This is a genomic window from Dysgonomonas sp. PF1-14 (assembly GCF_029892965.1).
Classification (GTDB): Bacteria; Bacteroidota; Bacteroidia; order Bacteroidales; family Dysgonomonadaceae; genus Dysgonomonas.
Map to the genome: position 1 here is coordinate 57056 of NZ_JARXWN010000017.1, position 24147 is coordinate 81202.

39 protein-coding genes, 1 tRNA gene and 1 pseudogene are annotated in these 24147 nt (G+C 39.4%); 32 read left to right on the forward strand and 9 right to left on the reverse strand.

Annotation, left to right across the window (positions count from 1 at the left end; translation table 11 throughout):
* Positions 1-42: 42 nt before the first annotated feature.
* Positions 43-225: a helix-turn-helix domain-containing protein gene (locus tag M2448_RS16855; RefSeq protein WP_348523199.1), complete on the reverse strand. Its 183-nt coding sequence runs from the start codon at positions 223-225 to the stop codon at positions 43-45.
* Between the two features lie 285 nt (positions 226-510).
* Positions 511-768, reverse strand: a complete 258-nt coding sequence (locus M2448_RS16860; protein WP_280647313.1) for a glycoside hydrolase domain-containing protein — start codon at positions 766-768, stop codon at positions 511-513.
* A 76-nt stretch (positions 769-844) separates the two neighbouring features.
* On the opposite strand from M2448_RS16860, the gene M2448_RS16865 reads away from it, so the two are divergent.
* A complete protein-coding gene (locus M2448_RS16865) occupies positions 845-1087 on the forward strand; it encodes a VOC family protein (RefSeq protein ID WP_280647369.1) in 243 nt (80 codons plus the stop codon).
* Positions 1056-1178, forward strand: a pseudogene (locus tag M2448_RS16870) (Crp/Fnr family transcriptional regulator); the annotation flags it as partial. The gene M2448_RS16865 and the pseudogene M2448_RS16870, both read left to right, overlap by 32 nt.
* Positions 1179-1213: 35 nt before the next feature.
* Here M2448_RS16870 and M2448_RS16875 read toward each other — a convergent pair.
* Entirely contained in the window at positions 1214-1372 is a 159-nt protein-coding gene (locus M2448_RS16875) for a hypothetical protein (protein ID WP_280647314.1), read from the reverse strand.
* A 427-nt stretch (positions 1373-1799) separates the two neighbouring features.
* On the opposite strand from M2448_RS16875, the gene M2448_RS16880 reads away from it, so the two are divergent.
* The 8 genes from M2448_RS16880 (at position 1800) to M2448_RS16915 (ending at position 7704) form a co-directional block, all read left to right on the forward strand.
* A complete protein-coding gene (locus M2448_RS16880) occupies positions 1800-3149 on the forward strand; it encodes a hypothetical protein (RefSeq protein ID WP_280647315.1) in 1350 nt (449 codons plus the stop codon).
* Between the two features lie 9 nt (positions 3150-3158).
* Positions 3159-4100 (forward strand): hypothetical protein, encoded by a 942-nt coding sequence (locus M2448_RS16885; protein WP_280647316.1) that lies wholly within the window; start codon positions 3159-3161, stop codon positions 4098-4100.
* A 10-nt stretch (positions 4101-4110) separates the two neighbouring features.
* Positions 4111-4848, forward strand: a complete 738-nt coding sequence (locus M2448_RS16890) for a hypothetical protein (RefSeq protein WP_280647317.1) — start codon at positions 4111-4113, stop codon at positions 4846-4848.
* A 28-nt stretch (positions 4849-4876) separates the two neighbouring features.
* Entirely contained in the window at positions 4877-5974 is a 1098-nt protein-coding gene (locus tag M2448_RS16895) for a hypothetical protein (protein WP_280647318.1), read from the forward strand.
* Positions 5975-5977: 3 nt separating this feature from the next.
* Positions 5978-6247 (forward strand): hypothetical protein, encoded by a 270-nt coding sequence (locus tag M2448_RS16900; protein ID WP_280648038.1) that lies wholly within the window; start codon positions 5978-5980, stop codon positions 6245-6247.
* 12 nt (positions 6248-6259) lie between these two features.
* A complete protein-coding gene (locus tag M2448_RS16905; RefSeq protein ID WP_280647320.1) occupies positions 6260-6973 on the forward strand; it encodes a DMT family transporter in 714 nt (237 codons plus the stop codon).
* Positions 6970-7101, forward strand: coding sequence for a hypothetical protein (locus M2448_RS16910; protein WP_280647321.1), 132 nt, complete (start codon positions 6970-6972; stop codon positions 7099-7101). Before M2448_RS16905 ends, M2448_RS16910 begins: the two co-directional genes overlap by 4 nt.
* 168 nt (positions 7102-7269) lie before the next feature.
* Positions 7270-7704: a GNAT family N-acetyltransferase gene (locus M2448_RS16915; RefSeq protein ID WP_280647322.1), complete on the forward strand. Its 435-nt coding sequence runs from the start codon at positions 7270-7272 to the stop codon at positions 7702-7704.
* Positions 7705-7991: 287 nt separating this feature from the next.
* On the opposite strand, the gene M2448_RS16920 is transcribed toward M2448_RS16915, so the two are convergent.
* Complete coding sequence (locus M2448_RS16920; RefSeq protein ID WP_280647323.1) at positions 7992-10088, reverse strand: S9 family peptidase; 2097 nt, start codon at positions 10086-10088, stop codon at positions 7992-7994.
* Positions 10089-10103: 15 nt separating this feature from the next.
* Positions 10104-11051, reverse strand: coding sequence for a hypothetical protein (locus M2448_RS16925; protein ID WP_280647324.1), 948 nt, complete (start codon positions 11049-11051; stop codon positions 10104-10106).
* Between the two features lie 203 nt (positions 11052-11254).
* Here M2448_RS16925 and M2448_RS16930 point away from each other — a divergent pair, with 203 nt between their 5' ends.
* The gene (locus tag M2448_RS16930) at positions 11255-11428 is read left to right on the forward strand and encodes a hypothetical protein (RefSeq protein ID WP_280697188.1); all 174 of its coding nucleotides are present in this window, start codon (positions 11255-11257) and stop codon (positions 11426-11428) included.
* A gap of 725 nt (positions 11429-12153) precedes the next feature.
* Here the strand turns inward: M2448_RS16930 and M2448_RS16935 are convergent.
* Entirely contained in the window at positions 12154-12666 is a 513-nt protein-coding gene (locus M2448_RS16935) for a hypothetical protein (protein ID WP_280647326.1), read from the reverse strand.
* Between the two features lie 119 nt (positions 12667-12785).
* Between M2448_RS16935 and M2448_RS16940 the strand changes: the two genes are divergently transcribed.
* The 3 genes from M2448_RS16940 to M2448_RS16950 are packed head-to-tail and all read left to right on the forward strand — an operon-like array spanning position 12786 to position 13671.
* Positions 12786-12992 carry a hypothetical protein gene (locus M2448_RS16940; RefSeq protein ID WP_280647327.1) on the forward strand — a complete coding sequence of 69 codons (207 nt, stop codon included), beginning with the start codon at positions 12786-12788 and terminating at the stop codon, positions 12990-12992.
* Positions 12989-13189, forward strand: coding sequence for a hypothetical protein (locus M2448_RS16945; RefSeq protein ID WP_280647328.1), 201 nt, complete (start codon positions 12989-12991; stop codon positions 13187-13189). The genes M2448_RS16940 and M2448_RS16945 overlap by 4 nt, the downstream gene beginning before the upstream one ends.
* Positions 13190-13194: 5 nt before the next feature.
* Complete coding sequence (locus M2448_RS16950) at positions 13195-13671, forward strand: hypothetical protein (RefSeq protein WP_280647329.1); 477 nt, start codon at positions 13195-13197, stop codon at positions 13669-13671.
* Between the two features lie 39 nt (positions 13672-13710).
* On the opposite strand, the gene M2448_RS16955 is transcribed toward M2448_RS16950, so the two are convergent.
* On the reverse strand, positions 13711-14148 hold the full coding sequence (locus tag M2448_RS16955; protein WP_280647330.1) for a hypothetical protein: 438 nt from the start codon (positions 14146-14148) through the stop codon (positions 13711-13713).
* A 26-nt stretch (positions 14149-14174) separates the two neighbouring features.
* Here M2448_RS16955 and M2448_RS16960 point away from each other — a divergent pair, with 26 nt between their 5' ends.
* From M2448_RS16960 to M2448_RS17045, 18 genes are all read left to right on the forward strand, one after another.
* On the forward strand, positions 14175-14339 hold the full coding sequence (locus M2448_RS16960; RefSeq protein ID WP_280647331.1) for a hypothetical protein: 165 nt from the start codon (positions 14175-14177) through the stop codon (positions 14337-14339).
* Positions 14340-14368: 29 nt separating this feature from the next.
* Entirely contained in the window at positions 14369-14590 is a 222-nt protein-coding gene (locus M2448_RS16965; protein WP_280647332.1) for a hypothetical protein, read from the forward strand.
* 337 nt (positions 14591-14927) lie between these two features.
* A tRNA-OTHER gene (locus M2448_RS16970) sits at positions 14928-15026 on the forward strand.
* 22 nt (positions 15027-15048) lie between these two features.
* A complete protein-coding gene (locus tag M2448_RS16975) occupies positions 15049-17187 on the forward strand; it encodes a kinase (RefSeq protein WP_280647333.1) in 2139 nt (712 codons plus the stop codon).
* Between the two features lie 6 nt (positions 17188-17193).
* Complete coding sequence (locus M2448_RS16980; RefSeq protein WP_280647334.1) at positions 17194-18123, forward strand: AAA family ATPase; 930 nt, start codon at positions 17194-17196, stop codon at positions 18121-18123.
* A gap of 30 nt (positions 18124-18153) precedes the next feature.
* Positions 18154-18798 (forward strand): ATP-dependent serine protease, encoded by a 645-nt coding sequence (locus M2448_RS16985; RefSeq protein ID WP_280647335.1) that lies wholly within the window; start codon positions 18154-18156, stop codon positions 18796-18798.
* Between the two features lie 12 nt (positions 18799-18810).
* Positions 18811-19137, forward strand: coding sequence for a hypothetical protein (locus M2448_RS16990; RefSeq protein WP_280647336.1), 327 nt, complete (start codon positions 18811-18813; stop codon positions 19135-19137).
* Positions 19118-19558 (forward strand): hypothetical protein, encoded by a 441-nt coding sequence (locus tag M2448_RS16995; protein ID WP_280647337.1) that lies wholly within the window; start codon positions 19118-19120, stop codon positions 19556-19558. Before M2448_RS16990 ends, M2448_RS16995 begins: the two co-directional genes overlap by 20 nt.
* Positions 19555-19758 (forward strand): hypothetical protein, encoded by a 204-nt coding sequence (locus tag M2448_RS17000; protein WP_280647338.1) that lies wholly within the window; start codon positions 19555-19557, stop codon positions 19756-19758. Before M2448_RS16995 ends, M2448_RS17000 begins: the two co-directional genes overlap by 4 nt.
* Positions 19751-20272: a host-nuclease inhibitor Gam family protein gene (locus tag M2448_RS17005; RefSeq protein WP_280647339.1), complete on the forward strand. Its 522-nt coding sequence runs from the start codon at positions 19751-19753 to the stop codon at positions 20270-20272. The genes M2448_RS17000 and M2448_RS17005 overlap by 8 nt, the downstream gene beginning before the upstream one ends.
* Positions 20269-20391: a hypothetical protein gene (locus M2448_RS17010; protein WP_280647340.1), complete on the forward strand. Its 123-nt coding sequence runs from the start codon at positions 20269-20271 to the stop codon at positions 20389-20391. The genes M2448_RS17005 and M2448_RS17010 overlap by 4 nt, the downstream gene beginning before the upstream one ends.
* Positions 20391-20564 carry a hypothetical protein gene (locus M2448_RS17015; protein WP_280647341.1) on the forward strand — a complete coding sequence of 58 codons (174 nt, stop codon included), beginning with the start codon at positions 20391-20393 and terminating at the stop codon, positions 20562-20564. The genes M2448_RS17010 and M2448_RS17015 overlap by 1 nt, the downstream gene beginning before the upstream one ends.
* 11 nt (positions 20565-20575) lie before the next feature.
* Complete coding sequence (locus M2448_RS17020) at positions 20576-20878, forward strand: hypothetical protein (protein ID WP_280647342.1); 303 nt, start codon at positions 20576-20578, stop codon at positions 20876-20878.
* Positions 20848-21348 carry a hypothetical protein gene (locus M2448_RS17025; RefSeq protein WP_280647343.1) on the forward strand — a complete coding sequence of 167 codons (501 nt, stop codon included), beginning with the start codon at positions 20848-20850 and terminating at the stop codon, positions 21346-21348. The genes M2448_RS17020 and M2448_RS17025 overlap by 31 nt, the downstream gene beginning before the upstream one ends.
* Positions 21266-21820 (forward strand): hypothetical protein, encoded by a 555-nt coding sequence (locus M2448_RS17030; protein WP_280647344.1) that lies wholly within the window; start codon positions 21266-21268, stop codon positions 21818-21820. The genes M2448_RS17025 and M2448_RS17030 overlap by 83 nt, the downstream gene beginning before the upstream one ends.
* Positions 21817-22059, forward strand: a complete 243-nt coding sequence (locus tag M2448_RS17035) for a hypothetical protein (RefSeq protein ID WP_280647345.1) — start codon at positions 21817-21819, stop codon at positions 22057-22059. Before M2448_RS17030 ends, M2448_RS17035 begins: the two co-directional genes overlap by 4 nt.
* A gap of 23 nt (positions 22060-22082) precedes the next feature.
* Positions 22083-22664: a hypothetical protein gene (locus M2448_RS17040; protein ID WP_280647346.1), complete on the forward strand. Its 582-nt coding sequence runs from the start codon at positions 22083-22085 to the stop codon at positions 22662-22664.
* A gap of 73 nt (positions 22665-22737) precedes the next feature.
* Positions 22738-23022 (forward strand): hypothetical protein, encoded by a 285-nt coding sequence (locus tag M2448_RS17045; RefSeq protein WP_280647347.1) that lies wholly within the window; start codon positions 22738-22740, stop codon positions 23020-23022.
* A gap of 42 nt (positions 23023-23064) precedes the next feature.
* On the opposite strand, the gene M2448_RS17050 is transcribed toward M2448_RS17045, so the two are convergent.
* Together M2448_RS17050 and M2448_RS17055 are read right to left on the reverse strand one after the other, a co-directional pair.
* The gene (locus M2448_RS17050; RefSeq protein ID WP_280647348.1) at positions 23065-23523 is read right to left on the reverse strand and encodes a hypothetical protein; all 459 of its coding nucleotides are present in this window, start codon (positions 23521-23523) and stop codon (positions 23065-23067) included.
* Entirely contained in the window at positions 23520-24068 is a 549-nt protein-coding gene (locus tag M2448_RS17055) for a phage virion morphogenesis protein (RefSeq protein ID WP_280647349.1), read from the reverse strand. Before M2448_RS17055 ends, M2448_RS17050 begins: the two co-directional genes overlap by 4 nt.
* Between the last annotated feature and the right edge of the window lie 79 nt (positions 24069-24147).

Genomic DNA, 24147 nt, shown 5'->3' on the forward strand with positions numbered 1-24147 from the left:
TCAAAATCAAGAATTATTTATACAAATCGAAACTACTTCAGATCAACCGAAGCCTTCCGATATGCGTTTGATATAATCGCTGGGATTTTCTTTATAGAATTCCTTGAAACATTTCGTAAAATACGACGGCGAAGAAAAGCCTGCCTCGTAGGCTACTTCCGACATCGTTTTACTCTTTACATTCAGCAGTTCTACAGCATATTTCAGACGGATTATCTTAATCAGTTACCCTATCAGGATAAAAAGTGACAACGCCAGAGATATCTTAAATAATGTTTTCATGATAACTTATATTAATGTGAGTTCGAAATAATAGTATCTAAATATCAGCTAGTTATATATTTTCTTTGTGAGCCTTGTGTAAAACCTTGTGCTCTTTGTGGTTAAATCTTATTTCTTTTACCACAAAGGACACAAAGAAAAACCACAAAGGGCACGAAGGTTACATCATATATTTTGGAAAACAATTGATTACATACTATTTTTATATCGAACTCACGTTATATTATGTTATTTATATACTTTTAGATTCTGAAATTCTACTTCTCCGTTATCGGCAAATATGCCCCACGGATTCTGATTCATCATATAGATAGGGTTTGTAAAGGCTATCTGATAATTTACGTACACTACACATATAGAATTTTCGACAATTACTGTCACATCAAATTCTTTATTGGAAACATCCAGGTTTACCTGGTCTATTCTCCAAGGCTCTTCTCCTGTAACTCTTCTGTCGAGGCGGATAAGGCTGTCGCATTTTTGCAATTTTGAAGATTAACAGTATTTTATCTTTGTAATTCCTAATCAATGTAATTAACTAAAATAATAAAAGATAAAAATTATGCGTAATTTAATTTCAATAGTAGAAATTCCAACAACAGACTTCTCAAGAGCAGTTCATTTCTATCAAACAATCTTAGGCATTACAATCGAAGAAGTCGATATGGACGGAACACAAATGGGTGTTTTTCCCAGTGACGAAGAAACCGTAAATGTAGTTTTAGTAAAAGGCAACGATTACAAACCGACAAGTGATGGAAGATTCACTTATCCGCTACGAAGAACTACTGAAATTGCACCCTGATATTGAAAAAAATGTACCGCTTCAGCATATCGCTTCTCATTTGGGTATAACCCCTACACAGCTAAGCCGTATCCGCAAGAATAAAAAATAGGAGCAATCAACATATGTAAAGAATTATCCGATTCTTTACCGGTAGCTTTGCTCCATGATTCCGAATGTAAACAAAATAAAAGCCTTACTTGCCATTGTACTGAGTACAACTATTATCGGCTTATCGTATGTATTTATCAAAAACGGATTGAAATGGGGTTCGCCGCTTGATTTATTGTCCGACAGATTAGCCATATCCGGTCTATTGCTTTTGATATTTCGCTATTCGGGTTTTATTAAGATCGATAAAATTGATAGGAATGTGAAATATAAACTCATAGGGGTATCATCCTCATTTCCGACAAAACCTACTCTAGGGTTCTTCCTGCAAATCTGCGAAAAACAACGATTTCAATATCCGGATAATATTTATATAGTTGCTGAACTATAATTATCATAATAAAGAAGATTATATAGAATAGAAGATTTAAACGAAACATGAAAACTATGACAAATTGTAACATATCTAGGAAGGGACAAAAAAGGAACTATTTATTATGGGTCTAAAAGCACATCAGTAATTTTTCTCCAATACACTTATAAATTTTCTACAATCTGGTTTGTTTAGTTGTAAATATTAACTAATTTTACAACTACTGAAGTTACCTTAAAATTAAAACAGATGATACCATGTAAACACATATCCGCAGTATCTTTGTTTCTATTCATTACCACTACTAATGTACTGGGACAAATACCTGTAATAAAACAACCGCAGCCCGCTACATTGTCGCGCGGAGTTATTATTGGTCATCCAGATAATCAAAATAACAACCCATCCTCTAATATTCCTACCTTTCCCGTTTTTAACAATCGCAATCAGCAACAGATGGATATGTACGAACGTGACAGGCTGGAAGTCCAGCGCATGAATGCACTGGCACGGGAAAGGGCTGATGAATATTTATCCGGGAATTCATCCATACAATATGACCTGCCGTCTCAGGAGGGCGTACAGGGAACAGAACATTATTACCAGACGGCAGAAAAACTTCTCAATATGCTAAGTGGCAAAATCCCGCTTAACCTTAAAGATGCTGTATTTTCTGTAGAGAACTCATTTTTTGAAGGCCATCTTGACAGGAAAAGATACGAAGAAAGGATTTCCGAAATGGTAACTATAGCCAAGTCGAAAGCCATTCAGGACAGGTATAACTGGAATAATCCGATGGCTCGTAATATTATGTTTTACCGGGTCATGTCAGATACATTGAACGTCAAGTTACCCAGTCAGGAAAAGTCTTCGGTTTCATTCCCTATGCAATATGACTTTGTGGATTTTATGGGAGAGAAAAACTATTCTAATATGTTTGTTACCAAACTGCTGTCATCACATTCAGGACAATGCCATTCCATGCCGTTACTTTACCTTATTCTCTGTGAAGCGACTGGAACTGAAGCTAGTCTTGCTTTTTCTCCCCGCCATAGCTATATCAAGTTCCAGGATAAGCAAAACAACTGGCATAACCTTGAATTGACAAACGGTAAAATGGTTACCGATGCTTTCATTATTGGTTCTGGTTTCGTCAATGCAGCATCTATAAAGAATGGTATCTATATGCAGCCTCAAGGCCGGAAACAGGTAATAGCTCATTGTCTGGCTGACCTGGCATCAGGCTATGTTCAAAAATATGGTTATGATGGTTTTGTTATCCAATGTGTGGATTCGGTACTGGCATATGCTCCCGGCAATACATCCGCATTGGCCATGAAGAACAATTATCTTGGCATACGTCTGGAATATGTGGCCGATCAGATTGGCAGGCCACCATTGGAAATATTGAAAACTGACTATCCCTATGTTTATATAATGCTAGAAGAAAGAAACAACTTTTACAAAGTGATGGATGAGTCCGGCTATGTTGAGATGCCGCCGGAGCTATACGAAAAATGGCTTAATTCGGCAAATGGGGAGAAAGAAAAGCGGGAACACGATATAAGATACAGAAATATAATCCGGTTAATCAAATAATATAAATCTATGAAGCGAATCATATTATTTTTAAGCATTCTGCTTACCTCCGGTCTTGTCATTCAGGCACAGGAGAATCCATTCAAGAAGTATGGAGTTAAAGGAGAAATACTTACCCTGAGTAAAGGCAAATACAAGGAAACGTTCTATAACGAAGAAATTATGCGGGTTGGTACTGTCCTGATTAATACCCAGACCGATAAAGTTGTCGTGTTCCTTGAACCAGATACGACCGGACATGTTTACAGGGCAGAAGTAACAAGCCGGTTTATATCTGTCGATCCGCTCTGTGAAGAAAATTATAGCTGGTCGCCGTATGTATATGCAATGAATAACCCTTTGCGGTTTGTTGATCCTGACGGAATGCTTGCAAGAGATTCAGTCGGAAATATAATTTATGATGTTACAAACAAAATAGATGACCAACAGAATACAATGACATATCAAATGAAAAATGGAGGCTCAGTAACATCACAATATAGATATGTCACAATATATGCAGATGATGGAACGCCCATTGAGGTAAAACAAGTCACAAACTCAACATATATGGATGCTGACGGCAATCAACAGGAACTCGTAGGAAACAATAAGTTACAGGCACAACTAGGAATAGATGTAATGTCTAATTGTCATGGTCTTGCATTTGCTGACGGACAGTTTTGGTTGAATTATGAGGGTGTTAACGCTGTTCTTAAAGGAGATAATTACCGGCCGAGCAATGATCCTTTGAGTGCAGATGTAGGTCTTGTCAGAGGGTATGATTCCGCAGCAATGGGTGAAGGTGTTTGGTATCATTCCGCAAGAGCAGACGGGATAAACATGGGTACTTTTAGAGAAAAAGATGAAATAAGCCGTGTAAGAACAGGCGTACCTTATCATCAACTAAAAAACTTTAACGGAAGGGGGAGAAGTCAGGTCACATCATATTTTGTAAAAAGAGGACGATAGCTGTATGAGAATGAAATGTTTAATATTTCTTTTATTATTATTGGTCAATCCAATTTCTTTTTTGTTGGCTCAAAATGGAAAAGTGGGAAAGATGCGCGATAAGGAAATTACCATTATCAAAGATAAGGTTTTTACTTATAAAGCGATAGAAACCTGTAACAAACGTTATAATTATTCTGGCGACACAATTGGCTATTTTATAGGAATAAAAATTCCTGATTTGGTCGCCGATACTACTAATGTATTTGAACCTCTTTATATTGGATGTTCTTATGGTTGGAATAGAATTTTCAGTAAATACAGTAACGAGGATAGAATAACAATATTAGAAGAACTGTTGCAATATGAAGATGATACAGATTTAAGTGGAAAAAAAGTAATAAGGTATGGATTTGCAGATGCTAATACACCAAAGCCAAAAACAAAATCATATACTATACAAACGGAAGCCTTATATCTAATCACATTATTGACAATGAGCGAATCGGCTATGACTTATAGCCCTTTTCCTGTCCTGATAAATAAATCCACAGGAAAGGAAATCACTAATGATCAAAAGGAAATAAAGAGAGTGTTTAGGATATATAAAAGATGGGTTAAGGAGAATAAAAAAAAAGGATTTGTTGATTTTGAACCACCATTAAATAATTCAAAATATAAATGGTACAAAGGTTTAGATTATTACCCAAATTATAAAATAGACAGAATGTATTCAACCGGATTAAACATCGGCGTAGGGCAAGATTAAGTTTTGTATAAAAATATAGAATGATTAAATGAAAATTAAAATATTTCTTATTGCAGCGGGATTATTGTTGAATAACATTACAATAAAAAGTCAGGAAAATAATTTATCCGTTCATAATGTTTTCCTACAATCATATGATTATATAAACGGCATGCTGACAGATAGTATTCCTCTAAGTTTCAAAAACGCTGTCTTCATTACGGAAGATGCCTATTATGGTGAGTCATTGGAAACCGATACATTAAACCAAAAATACGAGATATTATTAAACCTGATAGAGAATTTATCCAAATCCGATTTAATTACTTATACTGGAAATGACAAAGATGTTATAATAAAGCATGCCGCTATTTTTAAAGTATTAACAGATACTATCCTGATTCCTCTCGACTCTACGCACTATTTCATACATAAACCTTATACATACGATTTCGATGATCCTTTAGGACAAAACGATTGGTCGAAAATGTTTATGACTAAATTATTGAAAACAGGAAAGGGTAACTGTCATTCATTACCCTACCTGTACAAAATCCTTGCTGATGAATTTAAAATACCCTGCAATCTGGCTTTTGCGCCCAATCATATCTACATCAAACTCTTTTCTGAAAAGACAGGTTGGTACAATACGGAGCTTACAAACGGTTCATTTCCTATCGACGCCTGGATTATTGCATCCGGGTATGTAACGATTGACGCTATACGCAATGGCTTGTATATGGATACCCTGAGTAACAAACAGGCTGTAGCCAATTGCCTGCTTGACCTTGCTCTGGGATATCAGCATAAATACGGAAAAGACAATCCCGATCCTGAATTTGTTATAAAATGCTGCAATACGGTTTTGCAATTCCATCCGGCCAATGCAAATGCTATACTTACTAAAGCCGAAGCCCAGAAACATTATATCCATTCCCTGATGAAAGAACGTAAACTGAAAAAGCCTGATGCTCTTTTTTCAGACCCGGCCATAAAAGAAATGTATGTAGAAATGGAATCGCTGTACATCAAATTGCATAAATCCGGGTATCGCCAGATGCCCGAAGAGATGTATATGCAATGGCTGGATATGCTCAATAAAGAGCCGGATAAATATACTAACGAAAGAATGAAAATTACAAAGTAAAATATGATACTTACACCCGAAGAATTTAGCACAGACATGGACAGATATCTAGATATAGTAAATTCAGAAACCGAAGAAATACTTATCCGATATAAACAAAAACTCTACGAAATAAGGAAATTGCCTGCTCAAATGACAATTGAAGAACTGAAAACAGAAGTAATGCAAGGTGTGGAAGATGCAAAAAATGGTTTAGGAACTCCACATGATGAACTGTTTAAAGATATAGAAGGGACAGTCCCTAATTTTTACTGCTTTTGCTCCTTAGAGTAGGTTTTGTCGGAAATGAGGGTGATACCCCTCATAGAGCTATCGTTACTTTACCCCATAGGCTTTTTTGCTTTTCAGATATTCGGTATTCTGATTATCCCGACTTCAGAGGCCTCAATAATTTATGCTTCACTTCCCATTTTTACTTTATTGGCTTCGTCGGTTATCCTCAAAGAGAAAACAATACTTCACCAGAAAATAGGTACAGTTCTTTCTGTTGCAGGTATAGTATATATTGTGCTGCAATCGTTTGATCATCTTTCGACAAATTATCTAGGATACTTCTTTATATTATGCTCCCTCTTATCTGTTGTGTTTTATTCCATCTTTTTGAAAAAGATATTAGAGAAAACCCCATCTATAACAGCAACCTATTATCTATTGCTGTATGCGGCACTTATTGTCAATGTAGCTAATATAGGGAATCATATTGGAGAAGGGAACATAGCATCTTATCTGGAACGGTTCAGCACTGCCGATTATGTTTATGTCATTCTGTATCTGGGTATATTATCTACGCTTGTCACTTCTTTTTTCACAAACTACAGTCTGAAATATTTACCGGCAAGTCTGGTAGGAGTGTTTAATAACCTCAGCCCTGTTATCGGTTTATTTGCAGGAGTGATTATATTGCACGAGAATCTATACAACTATTATATATATGGAGGCCTCCTTGTCTTGGTTGGCATCGCAATGAGTACAATAACAAAAAACAAAGAGAAAATATGAAAAAAGAAAATATGAAAAAAGAAAATATTGACAATCTGACATCCTTGTGGACATTGACCGGCACAGCTTTTGACGCATACCAATCAGTGTACGGTTTCGAAACAGTCAATATCGGTTTTTCCGAATGACCAAACAGAGTATGGAGCCGGCAGCAAATGATACCGGAAAACATAGACCCACTAAGGGAACTGATACAAAGAATCAATCCCGTAATGACTTTTTCCGAATAGGTCGGTATAGATGAATCGAACAGAGCTGATGTCTATCGCATGACGTTAAAATCGGTTCAAATAGGTATGTCACTATGTTTGAAAGACTATAAAGTGATTCCTGTGAGCAACTCGATCGACATTGTACCTGTCGAAAACTTAGCAGATGCAACCTTATGGAGCAACCTTTTTCAACAATCGTTCGGTTACCTGATATCGGATAGAGTGATTGACGTTATAAAGGATCAAGTCTCATTTTGCAATTTGAAGTATGAGGACCAGTTTATTGGTACAATGGTAACTTACAAGCTCGATAATTCGATAGGGATACATAGTATGGGCAATACGGAACCGTTTCGCAAGAGGGGTTTTGCCGAAATGGCTATGCAAGTGGTTTTATCGGACGCTATAGAAGAAGGATTGGATTATGCCCATTTACAGGCTTCTCCAATGGGATTGAGTGTATATAAAAAGTTGGGGTTTGAAGAGATATTCAAAATGTATAATTATAGAATAAAATGAAATTTCTTTGATATGCCTTTTTATGTAAATTTTCTACTGCGCGCAATCACAGATTGCTTACATTCCTTTTGGCCTAAGCCCCAAAAGGAATCAAAAAGTCTTTTGCGCCAGGCTTCATAGGACGACCCGTTATAGGGCTTAAATAGCCCGCTATCAAACAGTCTTTATGATACATAGGCGTTACAATAGAGTTGCTGGGCGTAAAAAAATACTGCCTGAGATATATAAATAAAAAAGAGCTTCTCCAAACTGATTTGGAGAAGCCCTTTTACTATACTATATAAATATTATTTCAAATAAGTGTCGAACCAGCGGAAAAACTCCCGTTGGAACAAAACCCCATTCTGTGGCTGAGATATCCAGTGATTCTCGTTAGGATATACAAGCATGCGAGCCGGAATACCTTTCAGCTTGGCAGCATTGAAAGCCATCATACCCTGCGATGCAAGAATACGAAAATCGAGTTCTCCATGTGTAACCATGATCGGAGTATCCCATTTATCTACAAATCGGTGTGGAGAATTAGCATAAGAGCGCTGTGCGATAGAATTGCTCCTGTCCCAAAAAGAACCGCCCAAATCCCAGTTGGCAAACCACATTTCCTCTGTTTCCAGATATTGTGCTTCCAGATTAAATATCCCCGCATGCGACAAGAAAGCCTTAAATCGTTTGTTGTGGTTACCGGCAAGCCAGTATACCGAGAATCCGCCATAGCTAGCTCCCGTACAACCCAATTTATCTGCATTTACATATGGCTCTTTAGCCAAAGCATCTATAGCTGAGAGGTAATCTTTCATATTCTGACCACCATAATCTTTACTGATCTGCTCGAGCCATTCCTGCCCGAATCCTGGTAATCCTCTGCGGTTAGGAGCTACAATTATATAATCATTGGCAGCCATCATTTGCAGATTCCAGCGATACGACCAGAATTGACTTACTGTGCTCTGAGGGCCTCCCTGACAATAAAGCAATGTCGGATATTTTTTATTCGGATCGAAGTTTGGCGGATATACTACCCATGTCAGCATTTTTTTGCCATCGGTAGTCGGAATCCAACGTTCCTCAACCTTACCCATTGTAAGCTGGCTTAGGATTTCCTTATTTTCAAAGCTAAGCTCTTTCGCTTCACCATTTGCCGTATTTACAGCATATATTTCATTCGGCATCGACATAGAGTGACGAAGTGCAATAAGCTTATCGCCTGCTATGCCAAACGATTCGTAGTCATAGTCACCTTTGGTGATCTGGGTAATTTCATTCGTATGGAAGAAAGCCTTAAACAAGTGTGTTTTAGCCTCTACACACGACACGAAGTATATGCTCTGGTTATCGTCGTTCCATGCAAGATAATCGGTATTGTAATCAAACTTCTCAGTTACATATATCTTTTCGGATGTTGCCAGATTCATCACAAACATTCTGTTCTTATCCGACTCATACCCGTCGCGCTCCATACTTTGCCATGCAATGTACTTACCATCGGGCGAGAATACAGGATTCGTATCATATCCCATCATCCCTTCTGTCAGATTCTTAGTCTCTTTCGATTCCAGATTATAAAGATAGATGTCTGAGTTGGTAGACAACGAATATTCTACTCCTGTCTTCTTACGACATGTATAAGCTACCGACTTACTATCGGGACTCCATGCCAGTTGCTCGGTACCGCCGAATGGTAGCATAGGACATTCGTAAGGTTCATCGCCCAGTATGTCGATAGCAGTGTCAGCCATTTTATTACCGTCATAGTCGGCAATAAAGGTATGTGGTATCTCCTCTATCCACTCCGACCAATGCTTATACATCAAATCATCAATAATACGTCCCGAAGCATTAGGCAGATCGGGATAACGATCGGCTGTGCGTTCGCCAAACTTAATATTCTTGATATACATTATTTTCTTTTCGTCAGGCGAATATGTGAAGCCATTGATATCTCCCTCAATGGCACTTACCTGCTTACGGCCTGTACCATCGGCATTCATTTCCCAAATCTGAGAAGACCCGCTCTCTGAACTCAGGAAAGCAATTTTTGCACCTCCTTTTATCCATACAGCATTATTCTCGCTCTTGGCTGTATTTGTTATCTGCTTCTTCTCCGAACCGTCTATATTCATCGTGAACAGCTCACGGTTCGTTTTATTTTGCTCTATGCTCACATAAGTTACCCCGTACAATATCTTGGATTTGTCAGGCGAAACCTGCACATCGGTAACCCGCCCAAAGCTGTAAAGAACTTCGGGGGTCATTATCCCATTTTCAACTTTTACTGTCGCCTTTCCGATAATCGGCGCTTCCTTGCCTGTTTCCGGCTTTTTGTCTGCCGAATTACAAGCTACTAATGCTGCACCGCATACTAATGCCATAACTGCTTTGTTCATATATTAAATATTTAGTTAAAATTCCATCGTCTTACGTGATACCTCAACCGATTTACCTCCTTTTACTTCATAATTGATAATCGTACTTTTACCTTCTTCGGTCTGATGATCTTCTTTTATCAGATAGTAATGTCCGTCCTGATAAATATAGGAATAATCGGATTCGTTGCCGCTTCCATCTGCAAAACTAACTCCAAGCGTATAATCAAAATAATTTACAGACACCCGTTCATACCGTTCCAATTCCAGATTACGTTCAAATTTTCCTGTTTGTGGATTATAGAGGAAATAGAGTTGCCCCCAATCATACTTAGTCCTGCCGGGAAAAGCATAATATACAGCAATATCCGGATATCCGTCGAAATTATAATCGGCCAACTCTATATCATCCGCTTCATTATCTTTTTGCACATAACGGTCAATCCCCGTTAGCGTCTGTATTTCCTTTCCGTCTGTATTTCTGATTATAACATCTGTCAGTAGCGAATAATATATTTTATCAACGTCATCATCATCAAAATCGGAGGTAGTAACAAGCTCGAATCTGAAACCGTTATGAAATTCTTTCAGTTTGGGTGTTAATGCTAGTTGCAGAGATTTAGTTGCAGCCGAATCAGCCCAATTACCGGAGATATTATATCCGTTATCTATCGATCCAGAAAAATAACCCGATACCCTAAACCCGTCTGCTTTAGGATCATAATAACTTTCTTCCAGTTTTATATTACCCGATGGGGCTATATTTCCTTCTAGAGACAAATAGTTTTTACTCTTGGATTTAGCATACTTGTACATACCCGATACATATCCATTCTGCGAAGGATATATTTCCAATGTCATCTCTATGGGATATTTATCTACAAAACCGCTGAAAGGCACAGTCAGCCGGTATGTAGCAACGGTTTGCGAATAAGACAACAAGCTCAGATTCACTAATATACAAATAAAAAAAAGTTGTCTCATTTATAGATAAATATTTGTTAGTTTTACATCATCAAAGGTATCAGTTTTTTTACAATACACACAACTTTAGTCATGGAGATGAAGAAATATATTCCACTTTTTTCCTTATTCCTATTGTTATCTACTTACTGTAATTAACCGAAAAATGCGAAACGGCAGATACTATAGACAAATATTACAAGCATGAAAGTGATGAATATTATATGGCTTTTATGCAGACTTTCGATAAAGAAGGAGAAAACACAGGAGTAAATGATTCTACCACAGAACAGAAACCCACAAAACAAATGAGTTTTACAATAGATTATGTACTCAAAGATAATCAGTGGTGCGCCTTAGACAGTACAATGATAAATTCTTTAGATCTGCCTTTGTAATACCGCATTATTTTGTGCTACATTTATCTATAGTATATCAATGAGCTAATCTGGTAATGTGCCGATATGCCAATGAAAGCGGTCTTTGAATATAAGGGGGTAAAAACTAAAAGCGCAAAACAAAAATGATTTAAAATAGTGCTGAATGCCCATGTATAAAAGGATGCGAGCAAATTAGCAAAGTACAAAGATAAAAACTAAATGCGCAATATAGCGTAAGAACAGCGCAATAATTGAGTGATAAGAGGGGCTTTTGTAGCCTCTTTTGTTGTTTTATAGCTAAAGGTAGTGCAAAACTGCATACAGAAACGGATATAACGATAATTAAATGGCAAATAAATAGGGTTTAAATATGGTTTGTGTTGTACATGCAGAAAGTCTAAAAATACTCATTGTCTGTGCAAATGTCTGTGCAAATGTCTGTGCTTTTAGCGTTGATTATCGTATGCTAATAACATAAAATTGCACGAAAAAGCAAGAATATTGCAATTAAGCACCCCCCTAAGAACATAAAATAATATAAATAAATATTGGCATATACTTCTTATAATCAAATAGTTATATTATATTATGGGCTATTGTATCTTTATTTGCGTCTTTTTTTTGATAAATAGGCAGCATTTCGGCTCTATCGGGCGAACTAAACAACACTAAATATGTTAGATTATTATTTACAAAACGACTATACAAACTTGCCCTGCGATTGTTCTCTAATTGCGGGTATATCAGCCTGCGTTTGCTTCCATTTCCCTGCTCCCCCCTTTTATTCCTGCTTCTCCATATAACACATCTACTAACCGAGATAAGGTTATACTGTTTCTGTCTGCTGTTTCTACCATTTTTTCGATACTGATACTATCTCTATCGTTAATTACCAATAGTTTTTTTATAATATTTATAAGTTCATCTTTTGACGCAGCACCAAGTTTAGATATATCTATATCAGAGATATTTCCACCATAAACACTCTCTTGTTCCTCAATAATAGTAGGGGCTAATTCACTGCTTGGATAAACTTTTGAAGTCTTCAGCATGTCACCTTTACCAGTCAAAAGCCACTCTGCATTTATGTCGGTATAAACAAATAAGATATTTTCTAACTTATCTACTCCAATTGTTCTATTATTCTTTAATTGAGAAGCAAAAGAGCCATTTGAAAAGCCAACACTTTCCTCAAATTGTTTATTATTAATACCCTTAAATTCAATGTATTGCTTAATTCTCTTTAATGTTCCCATAATAAAATAGAATATTTCTTATTTATAATTTGGATATTTAGAATATATCTTATTTCTTTGTATGTAGTTTTAATACGAAACGCCTATAAAAGTAGATATAATTTTTTAAACCTGACAATATGAATCAAATAATCGTACCGCATGGAACTAACGTGAAGCTACAAGAAATATTCAAATTGAGTCATGTAGCGATAAACCTAGCGCTGAAAGGAAAATACAAAGGGCGCGTATCTGAGGACAAAGCAAAACGCATAAGGGAAGCCGCCAAGAAAAATGGGGGTTGGGAAGTGGTAAAGGTCGAAAACGAAAAATCTAGGACATTATGAAAAGAATATCATTTGATACTAATAAGCTGTATAACTGCGAAAACGGCGCGATAAAACAGGCGGTTGTCTATGATGGCATGTCGGGTGAGGACTTTGTATTTATACCCTACGACCCTACCACGAAGCACTATTGCGGTGCTCCCTGTACCCTGAGTGAGAAAGAAGTAACTAGAATGATTAAACCATATAAAAACTAAAAACCATGAAAGAAATAAGCATTACCGATAAGGGTAGAATTGAAAAAATATATAAAGCTATGAAATCAGCAGGGCTTAATGAGCCACAGCTGGAGCTATTAGAAGTTAACCTTGAAAATCTGATAGCAGGGAAAAACAAGTCTAACCGTTTGGAAACGGATATTTCGGCAAAGTTTTCTGAGGTAATGAGCCAACCTCGACAGGTAGAGGCGAAAAAATTAGAATCTGATATGGCTCAAATATATGGTCTATCAAACCCCGGAACTTTCCAACAGGAATTGTTGTCTGCGGTGAAGAGCGGAAATATACAATGTCAGAAATTTCTTTTGATGGATTGCTACCATCGTACAAATGCTCATCGTAATAGAAAAGGGCTTCGTTCTGTATCACGCAATCGATTCCTTGCAGAAACGCGACATTTCTTAGAACGTCATGGATTAACTCTCGATAAAGATTTACAGCATTTGGATTTTCATAAGTGATGTAATAATTGATCCTCCATTTTTTCATAATGATTGATTTTAAGATTGATAAACAGCAATAAGTACAGAATATGCAGCCAAAAGTAAAACAGATAACCCAAAGCAAATATATGAGGCTTTTTCGCAGAATGAGAATATTTTTCTTACGGGCACGGCGACAGGCTTCATTGCGCGGTGTTCGCGAGCTGCGAGTATCGCTTCCTCTGTCGCTGCTTTCCGAGCGCGAGATACAGCATCTATATGACTATATAGGCTTATTCCGATTAGGAAAATACCGAGTGCGAGTAATACCACAGACAGAGCAAATACCAGCCGAACGAAAAGTAATAATGAGTTTCCATTATGAAGGGAAATTAGAATTCCGAAGAGAGCTGAGCTTGCCACCAGCAACTGATGATGCCACGATGCACGTTTCTCTGCAAGCAGATTTGTCTGTTCGCCTAAAGTCTTGAAAGAGTTTGAAATATTATTATCCATAATGATTGATTTTAAAAACTAAAAGTATGATTAAAGTATTGATAGAGCCAGTTTTTGGCACAGGTATAAATATCCATGATGTTGTAGCAACTAAAAAGACCATCAGGATAATAGGCGTAAAAGTATATGTGAAAGTGATACTTCACCCTCAATTATCTAAGAGTGAAGTAATCTATTATCCGGCTATCTGATACATAATATTAATAAATAACAAAGATATATGGCAACAATACAACAATATGAGGCTTGTGCTGAAAGAAATAAGCAATTAGGTCGTACTGTAGATGGTTTCAAACATAGCACCTATTATCCTGTATTGGATAAATTATTTGGCGAAAAACTCCTGATTGACGAAAGTCAGCTTGATAGCTGTAGCGAATGTGAAAAGAACAGGCACCTTAACGAGGATAAAATCCTCCGATTCCTTTATATTGAAAATTAGGCGGACAAAACTCACTTTCTCATCGGAAAGGTATAGGTATAAATCATGGTGAAAGTTAATCTGCAAAGATTCAGCAAACATAGAGCATCTACGTATAGTAGCATTCAGAGCCTTTTTTCCGTCCCTTTTATTAAGTCCTGTAACTTGAAAAGAAAAGATATAGATAGCACTTTGACAATTTTCTTGAAGATAACCCATAATGATTGATTTTAAAATTAGAGACTTCAAAGTTAATCATTTAGCCCGATTGGCAAACATGTAAGTTCGAGTCTTACACGGGCACAACCCTAGATAGAAAGGCAATGACTGCGCTTACGCGACCCGCGATACGAGGGTAGGATATGTAGTTTAATGGGAAAACAAGTAAAAGGCAGCGTGCAAACCCCTGCGTGAAACATAAAAAAGGCTGATGGCGGTTCGAGTCCGCCCATATCCACAAAAAAAGAAAAATTTTAGATATGGACACATATAACGGCATTGTTTGTATTAGCACAGCTCAACTTATTCGGTCAGCTGATAATCCGGCAGGGCTAATGGCAGAAAATACTTTATTTTCTATGATCTATAGAAAGAAAGCTAAAATTGTTCGTCGTGGCGGCGGTGAGGGCAACCCATCGCTTATAGCATTTGACAGTTTACCCCCTAAATATAAAAAGATGGCACAGGAACGTTTTGGCGACCCGCAAGTAGAGGCAGAGAAAGACGGCTTGCTAAATGACATAGAGATAAAGACCGAAGCTGTAGACTTCTATAAAAAGCATACTATAGAGTATGCCGACCGTATAGAGAGCCTGCCCGATGAAGTGCAGGAGCTGTATGTAAATACCGCCGCTGTACTGGATGCTTTGAAAATAAGATGGGAAAAGCACGTAATGGCTCAACGTAGCAAGAGCAAACGACCTCTTACAGGTGAGTTTTGGAAAAATGCGGCAGCAGCTACCCAAAAGCTACTAACACTCAAGGAAAATAAAATAAAACACGATTTAAAGAAAAACCCGCGCCGACTGCAAGAAAAGCTACAGGGGTATATAACTCACGGTTACGGATATTTGATAAGCGAAAGATACGGGAATACATATTCTGTGAAGATAACCGAAGAGGCAGGCGAATGGCTGGTAGCACGTTTTTCTACCCGTTCGATAGACATAGTTACCATTGAGCAGCTGTTTGCAGAATACAACTGTAAAGCCGACAAAGCGGGTTGGAAAAAGCTAAAAAGCACTAAAGCAGTGCGCGATTATTTGCACAGACCCGAAATAGAGCCGAAATGGTATGCTGCACGCTATGGTGAGTTGGCAGCTAAAGAAAAATTCGGTCGCCAGCACAGGACAATATTACCAACCCGCCGCGATACCCTTTGGTACAGTGACGGTACTAAACTAAACTACTACTACCAAGACGAGGACGGCAAAGTAAGAACATGCAACGTGTACGAAGTAATGGACGTATATAGTGAAGTCTTTCTCGGTTATCATATCAGCGAAACCGAAGATTACGAAGCGCAATATTATGCCTATAAAATGGCTATCCAAAAAGCAGGGCATAAGCCTTACGAGTTGAAGTATGACGGACAGGGCGGGCACAGGAAGCTTGAGAGCTCAGACTTGCTTAAAAATCTATCACGTCATGCAATACGTACAGCTCCATATAACGGAAAATCGAAAACCATAGAATCGGCATTCGGTCGGTATCAAGAACACTATTTGCATAAAGACTGGTATTTCACAGGGCAGAATATCACCGCCAAGACTAAAGAAAGCAGGGGCAACGAAGAGTTTATTCTTGCAAACCAAAAGAATCTGCCGACACTGGACGAAGTAAAAGCCCAATATGCCAAGCGCCGCGAAGAGTGGAATAATGCCCCTCACCCGAAAACAGGTATCGCCCGCAGTGAAATGTACCGCACCAGCGTGAACGAAGAGACACAGGCAGTAGATTGCCTCGATATGATTTCTATATTCGGGGTTACTACAAAAGCCGCAGCAACATATCGCTCGAACGGTATAGAGATTCAGGTAAAGATACAAGGACAAAGCCAAAAGTTTGCATTTGAGGTGCTGACAGCTGACGGCATGCCCGATATGGACTTTTACCGCCGGAATATCGGGCGCAAGTTCTATACCCGCTACTGCCCTGACGACATGAGCATGGTTTCGCTATACGAAAAAGATGCAGCCGAAAAGATGCGGTTTGTGACTATAGCACAAAGCTTTATTTACGTACAGCGGGCAATGCAAGACCAAACAAGCGAAGACCTGAGCTTTATACGCCAAATGGATGCAGCCAACAAGAAAATGCGCATCGACAACGAACGCGAGCGCAACGAGCTGCTTGCATCGCATAACATGCACCCGAACCAGCACGGGCTTAACGTTGCCCCTCTTAAGGGTGTGAATACCAGCAAGGCAAAGAAAGGCAAGATCGACATAGGCGAGCTACAGAAAGAAGTCAGCAACATGGCAGCACTGGAAGAAAAGAAGAAAGCTACCCGCCGCGCCATTAAGAAAGCCGAGAAGCAAGCACAGGTACAACAGGACGACGACCGTACCGACTTTTATAAGCAAAGAATGGAACTATTACAACAATCATTAAACTAGTAAGATATGAACCAAGAAACTAAAAAACAGATCGCAGAAGCCCTTACAACATATGCTAAAGAAAAAGCATTGTCTCAAGAACAACTGGCAAGGGCTACAGGGTTAAATGTAAGTTATATAAACGCTTTGATGAATGGCGACTTCTCTGTAGGAAAAACGCCGCTGAAAGATGCACACCTTGAAACTATAGCCTCTGCCATCGGTATGAATATATCCGGCAAGACCTACTGGCGACATACCGAAACGCCTCAGTTTACACAGATATTTACCGAGCTACTGGACGGTAAAGTAACAGGGCGCGTTAAAGTAATTATAGCCAAGACAGGGCATGGCAAGACCTATTCGGTTAACTACTTCAAAAAAGAAGCCCCTGTAGAATCGCATTTTATCAAACTTAGCTCGCTGCATAAGCTGAATGACATAATAGATACCCTGTGTGATCTGCTGGGTGTAGAGAAGATCGGCAGCCCTGCCTCGAAGCTGCAAAAGATGGCTACAAAGCTGTACATGCGTAAAGCGAACGGGTTGCAGCCGTTTATCGCATTCGACGAGGCAGAAAACGCCAACATACCGACACTGCGAATGATAAAAGCATTTTACGATGTAGCGAGCCCATACTGCTGTATTGCGCTGATAGGTACGCCAAAGCTGTTAGCCAAACTGGAATACCTGCGCGACCACGATGTAGACGGTATGCCGCAAGTTTACCGCAGGCTTAAAGCAGGCATAAGGGTTGTAAGAGACATCAACAAAGAAAAGGATTACGCGCCTTTCCTTGAGCCGATAGACGACATAAACCTGCGTACACTGATAACAACACTGGCAGATAACTACGGCGAGCTTAACGACTATGTAGAGTATGCCCTGCGCGAAGCCGACCGTCAAGGTCTGCCCCTGACAGAAAAACTGTTCAAGCAACTTTTCGCACTGGATTAATAAACCCCATTTAAAGAATATTTAAAAACTATGGCTAAAAAGGCAGCAAGGCAAAGGGCTACGTCTATATCCAACTTTCTGAGCATGACGTTCGAGGTAATCGAATTTATAGGTGAGTGGCTGCTTGCTTTCGGTCGTCCTGAGAAAGGCGGTATCTGGTATGTTGGCGGTCGCCCGACGAATGGCAAGACAAGCTTTGTGGTGCAACTGATCAAAGCACTAGCCTTACTGGGGTTTCGCATCCGGTTTTACAACTTCGAAGAGCAACAGAGCATTACCATGCAAAAAACCATACGCAGGGTAGGACTTGAAGAGGTGGCGAAAAATATCGTAATGATTAATTCCCTTATCAGCTATAAGGAGCTGAAAGAAGAGATAGCCAACACCCGAAATGATGTGATAGTGGTAGATACCATACAGAAAAGCGGTATCACCGCTAAACAAGTGGAAGAGCTCAGGGAACTATTCCCGAGTAAACTAATAATTTTTGTGTGCCATGTGCAACCGAACGGGCTGCCTGATAAGCAGGCGGCGGTACAAGCCTACAGAGAGGCATCGCTCAAGATATTCTGCGACAGGTTCAGAGCTATCTCTCAGGGGCGCTACTTCGGTGAGCGTGGATATTATAACATTTGGAAAGAAGAAGCCGACAAGTATTGGGCGGTAGTGGAATAAAAATATACAGACATGAATAAGGATAAAATTTTACAGGATTTCCGAAAGTGGAATACATTGAGTGATGAAGAGCGCAAAAAAGTAATGGAGCGGCTTAATAAGGACAACGATAATAGCAGGTTTACTATGATGTTTGATAGCGGGCAGTCAGTTACATTAGGTTTATTCCAGTCGCCAAGAGGTACAAGGTTTGAAGATAAGCGCCCGAGTTCAATTATAATTGATTGCTTCATGAAAGCAGATCAAATAAAACTACTAAAATATATTGACTATTTACAAACATTAGCCCATTCTATGGAATGGCAAAAACAAGAAGACTATGACAACCCAAACCTCTAACCCCCACAAATGGCTATTTGCACATTTGCAGACAGCACACGGGTACGACGATATTAACGAAGCCCGCGCGGCGCTGGTATTTGAATATTCGGACGGTAAGACATCGAGCCTGTCGGAACTCTACAACAAATACCCGAAGCTATACCAGCGAATGCGCCGTGATCTCAGCGCACAGCAGAAGAAAGATACCGACCAGCTCGACCCCGCCCGCAAGCGCCTGATAGCTGCCATATTCGGAAACTTGGAGCACAGGCGCATTACCGCCGATATGGCATACGTGAAAGGCATTGCTTGCAGGGCGGCTAAAGAGGAACGGTTCAACGACATACCGCTAAACGTGCTCAAGAATCTATATAACCGATTCAAAAATAAGAATCTGCAAAACGAATTAGACGAACTATTAACAAGCCTAAGCCTATGAACCTGATAGCACTTGACGCAGAGCTCGACTGCCTTGAGGTGGCGCTTATGGAAGCCACAACGATGAAAGAATGGGACACAGCCATTCACCGATACAACGCCCTGAAAATAGACAGATGTCATATAACGGGCGACCCTATAACCTCAGTAAGTATCAGTACAGAACATAAACAATTATTAAATATAAGAAATCATGGCTAAAAGAGTAAAGAAAACAGTTTTAACAAACATTTCAGATGAAAAAATGAACGAAGCATTAGCTGCATATGCAAAAGCAGATGCCAGTATTACAAAAATTAATGCTGACTTAGATGTAAAATTCACAAAGCTGCGTGACGAAAAAGCAGACGAACTGTCAAGGCTGGAAGCGGATAAAAGTGAGGCATTTGATTTAGTCCAAGCCTATGCAATGGAAAACAAAGACCCCCTGTTTTCAAAGAAAAAGAGTATCGAGCTTACTCATGGTACTATCGGTTTTCGTCTTGGTACTCCGAAAATAAAAACCCTCAAAGGCTTCACTCAAAAAGCAGTAGCTAAGCTATTAGAGAAATTAAACCCTGATTATATCCGTAAAACTGTAGAGCTTGATAAAGAAAAGTTAATAGCAGACCGCGATAAAGAGGGTATGGCTGAGAAAATGAAAGATTACGGGGTAGAAGTGGTACAGGAAGAAACATTCTACATTGAGCTTAAAAAGGAGACCAGCGAAGTATGAAACGATATAAGATAAACTGGGAAACGGTTATATCGTGGATAATGATACCGTTGGCTGGTCTTACCCTATGGATTTTTATAGTATATGTAGTTATGCACTTTTTAAGCAAGATATGGTAATGATAATAGGAAGAAAGAAAATAGAGCTCAAGGCGGGCATATATCCTAAGTCGGTGAATGTTACCCCGCAGCTGCTGATACATGCCAACAAAAACAAGCCAAAGTGGCAAGACTGGGCTATAGAGATAGGCTGGTTTGTGTGGGCAGTAGGCTTGAGAGTAGAAACAATATAAATAGTACAGATATGAAAAAAATAGTATCTTTTTTGATCGTGGTAATATTTCTGAGCTGTTCAGGACAAACTTCTTTTAATGGCTATATAGTCTGTAAAGAGTATAGACCAAAGCATATGAGCAACGAAAATGTACAACCTGTACAAATGGCAATCATTATGCCCCGCCCAGTGCCTTACAGACCAAAGCCTTATTTAATTAAAAGTAAATGGGTGATATATGTAGCTAATAAAAACGGCGTAAAAATGTTCGATGTCGATAGTCTTTATTTTTCAACTGTTCGTTGCGGACAAAATATAACAATAAACCAATGAATAGAGACCAGCAACTCAAGACCCTAAACAGCCCAAAGGCGAGCAAAGAGCAGCTACGCGAAGCGCTCGCCTGTGCTTTGGGCGTTACCTATGAGCGGCAAAGCAAAGAGAAAGAAAAAACACTCTTCGCCCTGTGCCGCGATACGTTCCTAGAAGCATATAAGGAGCATGCGGGCATAGATTATTCTTTTGTAGCGAAAGACGGTGTGGCGTTGTCGTCACTCATTACGAAGCTTAAGGGCATTATTCAGTTCCCGACTGATACGGCAATTATTGCCACGTTCCGGCTTTTGCTTCTTAAGCTGCCCGAATGGTACAAACAAAATGCTTTCTCTCTTACTCGGATAAATGGAAGTTTCAACGAAATAGTAGCAAGTATTAAACAAAATGGAGATAAAACAGGAATTACAGACGACAGCCTCGAAAGCAAACTTGCCCGCCGTGCTAACGCCCGCCGTTCTAACACGTGAGCTAAAGCAAGTTAAGAGTGTCAGCGATGCTTTGGCGCTGGCTGCCGATAGTGAATTATGCCCCAGCTTGGCAGCTATCCGCCGCGACTACGACAGCGAGACTGTAGAGGATTTGATAATGGCTTATTTAATCGAAATGCGCAAAATGATACATGCAAAGCGGCATTTGTCAGATGAACAGATAGAGGAAATAGCCCTTGAGGTTGTAAGCACGTATTATTATTTCACTATTGCCGACATACACCTCATTTTCAAGTGGGCAAAAATGGGTAAATATGGCACTCTGTACGAATCTATAGATATGCCAAAGGTTATGAATTGGTTTGAGAAATACGACGATATGCGTAGTCAGGCAGTAACACAAGAAAACGAAAACAGCCAGTTCCACGACAAAGGCGGTAATATGACACCCCAGCGTATGACTAAATATTTTGACACGATGCAGGATAAATTTAGCAAATCGAAAAAATGAGCAGAAAAGAGCAAGTATTGATAATAACCCCGCCGATGTTTGAAAAGGATTTAAACGGCGAGCATTTCCGGTTTCTCGACATTATATGCCCCACCTGTAACGGGGCAGGCGAAGTACCGCAACATGGCGACTTTTTCGGTTTAGAGCCTGCCGATATGGATATTTGCCAACGATGCAACGGCGCAGGCTTATTGATCGCCGATGTGGTTGTAAGATGGAAGCCGGACGAAACAGTATAAAATAATTCAATAAATATAACAATATGAAAGTAGGAACTAAAAGCGTGTTATTCGGAGCACATTGTTTTTTTATTCATCCGATATTTTTATTCATAGCTTGGTGCAAGCTTTACGGCTTTCCGTTTGACCCTCGTTTGTGGGTTGCCTTTTTTGTCCATGATTTAGGCTATATAGGCAAGCCGAATATGGACGGTAAAGAGGGTGAAGCTCATGTAGAGCTGGGGGCTAAAATAATGGGCTTCCTGTTTGGCAAAGAGTGGGCTGATTTCTCAAAGTATCATTCACGATTCTACGCCAAGAATGATAATGTTAAGCCATCAAGGCTTTGTGTTGCCGATAAGCTGGCTATTTGTTTAGAGCCCGCATGGTTTTACCTCTTACGCGTAAATCTAAGCGGTGAGATAAAAGAATATATGCGGCTTGCTGGTAAATCCAAATATAAAGGCGAATCGCTCAATCGCGACGAATACATGAACCTTGATACGGGTACACAGATGGGCTGGTTTACTTCTATGGTTTCTTATATGAAGCGCTGGGTAGACGAGCACAAAGATGGTAAAGAGGACACTTGGACGCCTAAAAGCTGTGGTGTACTGGGAAAATAAAAGCCTCTCACATATCCGAAGATTCCGCGAAAGGCTGGGTAGCAACAGCAAATGTACGCAAAATCTTGGATATATGGCATATAACAACAGAAATAAATTACTTACAGTAAAAACAGTGCAAGAGCTTGTTTTAGCAGGACAAAAGCGCGGTGCTACTCAAAAGTGGGTTTATGAGAATGAGGTTAACCCCGTTTATCCGATGTCATATTCCACGTTCAATAATTATCTGAGTGTTAATGTCAGGCTTGAACAAGAGAAAACAGAAAAAAGACTTGCAGAGAAAAAGGAAGCCAAACAGAGAGCGATAGAAAGACGAAAGGCGCTACTTGGCTGTCAGCTATCAATAGAGTTTATTTAGGTTAATAGCCCTGTGCAAAATGCTGCACAGGGCTATTTTGTTTTATGTGTCCGCTGTGCTGTCCTCAAATTCGGTCTTGAACTTAATCTCATATACAAACAGATCGGGGTGTGTCAGTTCGCCTGCCGATATTCGGGTTAACGGGTCGAAATGGTTGCCTGTAAAGCCCTGATAACTTTTATATACTTCGCTGATTACATCGTAAGGCTCTAAGCCTTGTGCGCGTACCTCTTCGGGAGCGTTGGCGGCAGTACGCCCCATGCTTAGTGGGTCGAAAGCCAGTGTCATGGTTATAATAGCTTCGCAGTCCTGTACGGTAGTGGTTATATTCTCTTTTGTTTTCAGGCTGATACGGACTAATAAACAGGGCTCAGCAATCATATATCGCCCGGTATCGTCTTTTTTCTTAAGCTGTCCTTTGTCCCAGTCGAACCAGCGTATAATATTACTACTCAGCAGGTCGTTTGCTGGTCTTAGTAACTCGTTATAAATAATCTTCATTTCTTTTTCAGTATTTTAATTAGTTCCCGTTTTATCTTATTCTCAATACTCGCCTTGAGCACTTTAGACTTACCCATAAATGGGCGCTTCTTTTGGGTGAATACACCCTTGCCATAAATTTTAGACTGTAAGCCGAACTGATGCACCCGCCCGTAATCGGTCGGGCTGGTAACCCGCACCCCGCTTTCGGTATGTTTATAAAATATGCTGTTGCGCAGCTCGCTGGTTTCGCCCCTGAGAATTTTAGCTGTAGCCCGTGCCTGTGAGAACTTGCCGACAAGCTCGGTATTGCCTTTCTTTATTTTCTTCTTTGGCTTTTCAGTAGGGAAACCGTTGTGCCCGTACCAAACGCTATTAGGGTCACGCCGCGCAACGTCGTCCCATTTATCAAGCTTTTCGTCGGTAAAGCCCTCATTGTCGAATGAGCTTTGAAAATGATTGACCGATTCAACACCCATAATGTCTTTTATGTCGTCGCCTTTTACAAATTCCTGTATTTCCTGCATTTGTTGCTGAAATCGGCGGTTAAATTCCTGCATATCCATAAAAAGAGTGTTTAAATAGTGATTAATTGATAATTAAGTGCTATATTTGCAGTGTTGAGAGACTACGTAATCAATCGTG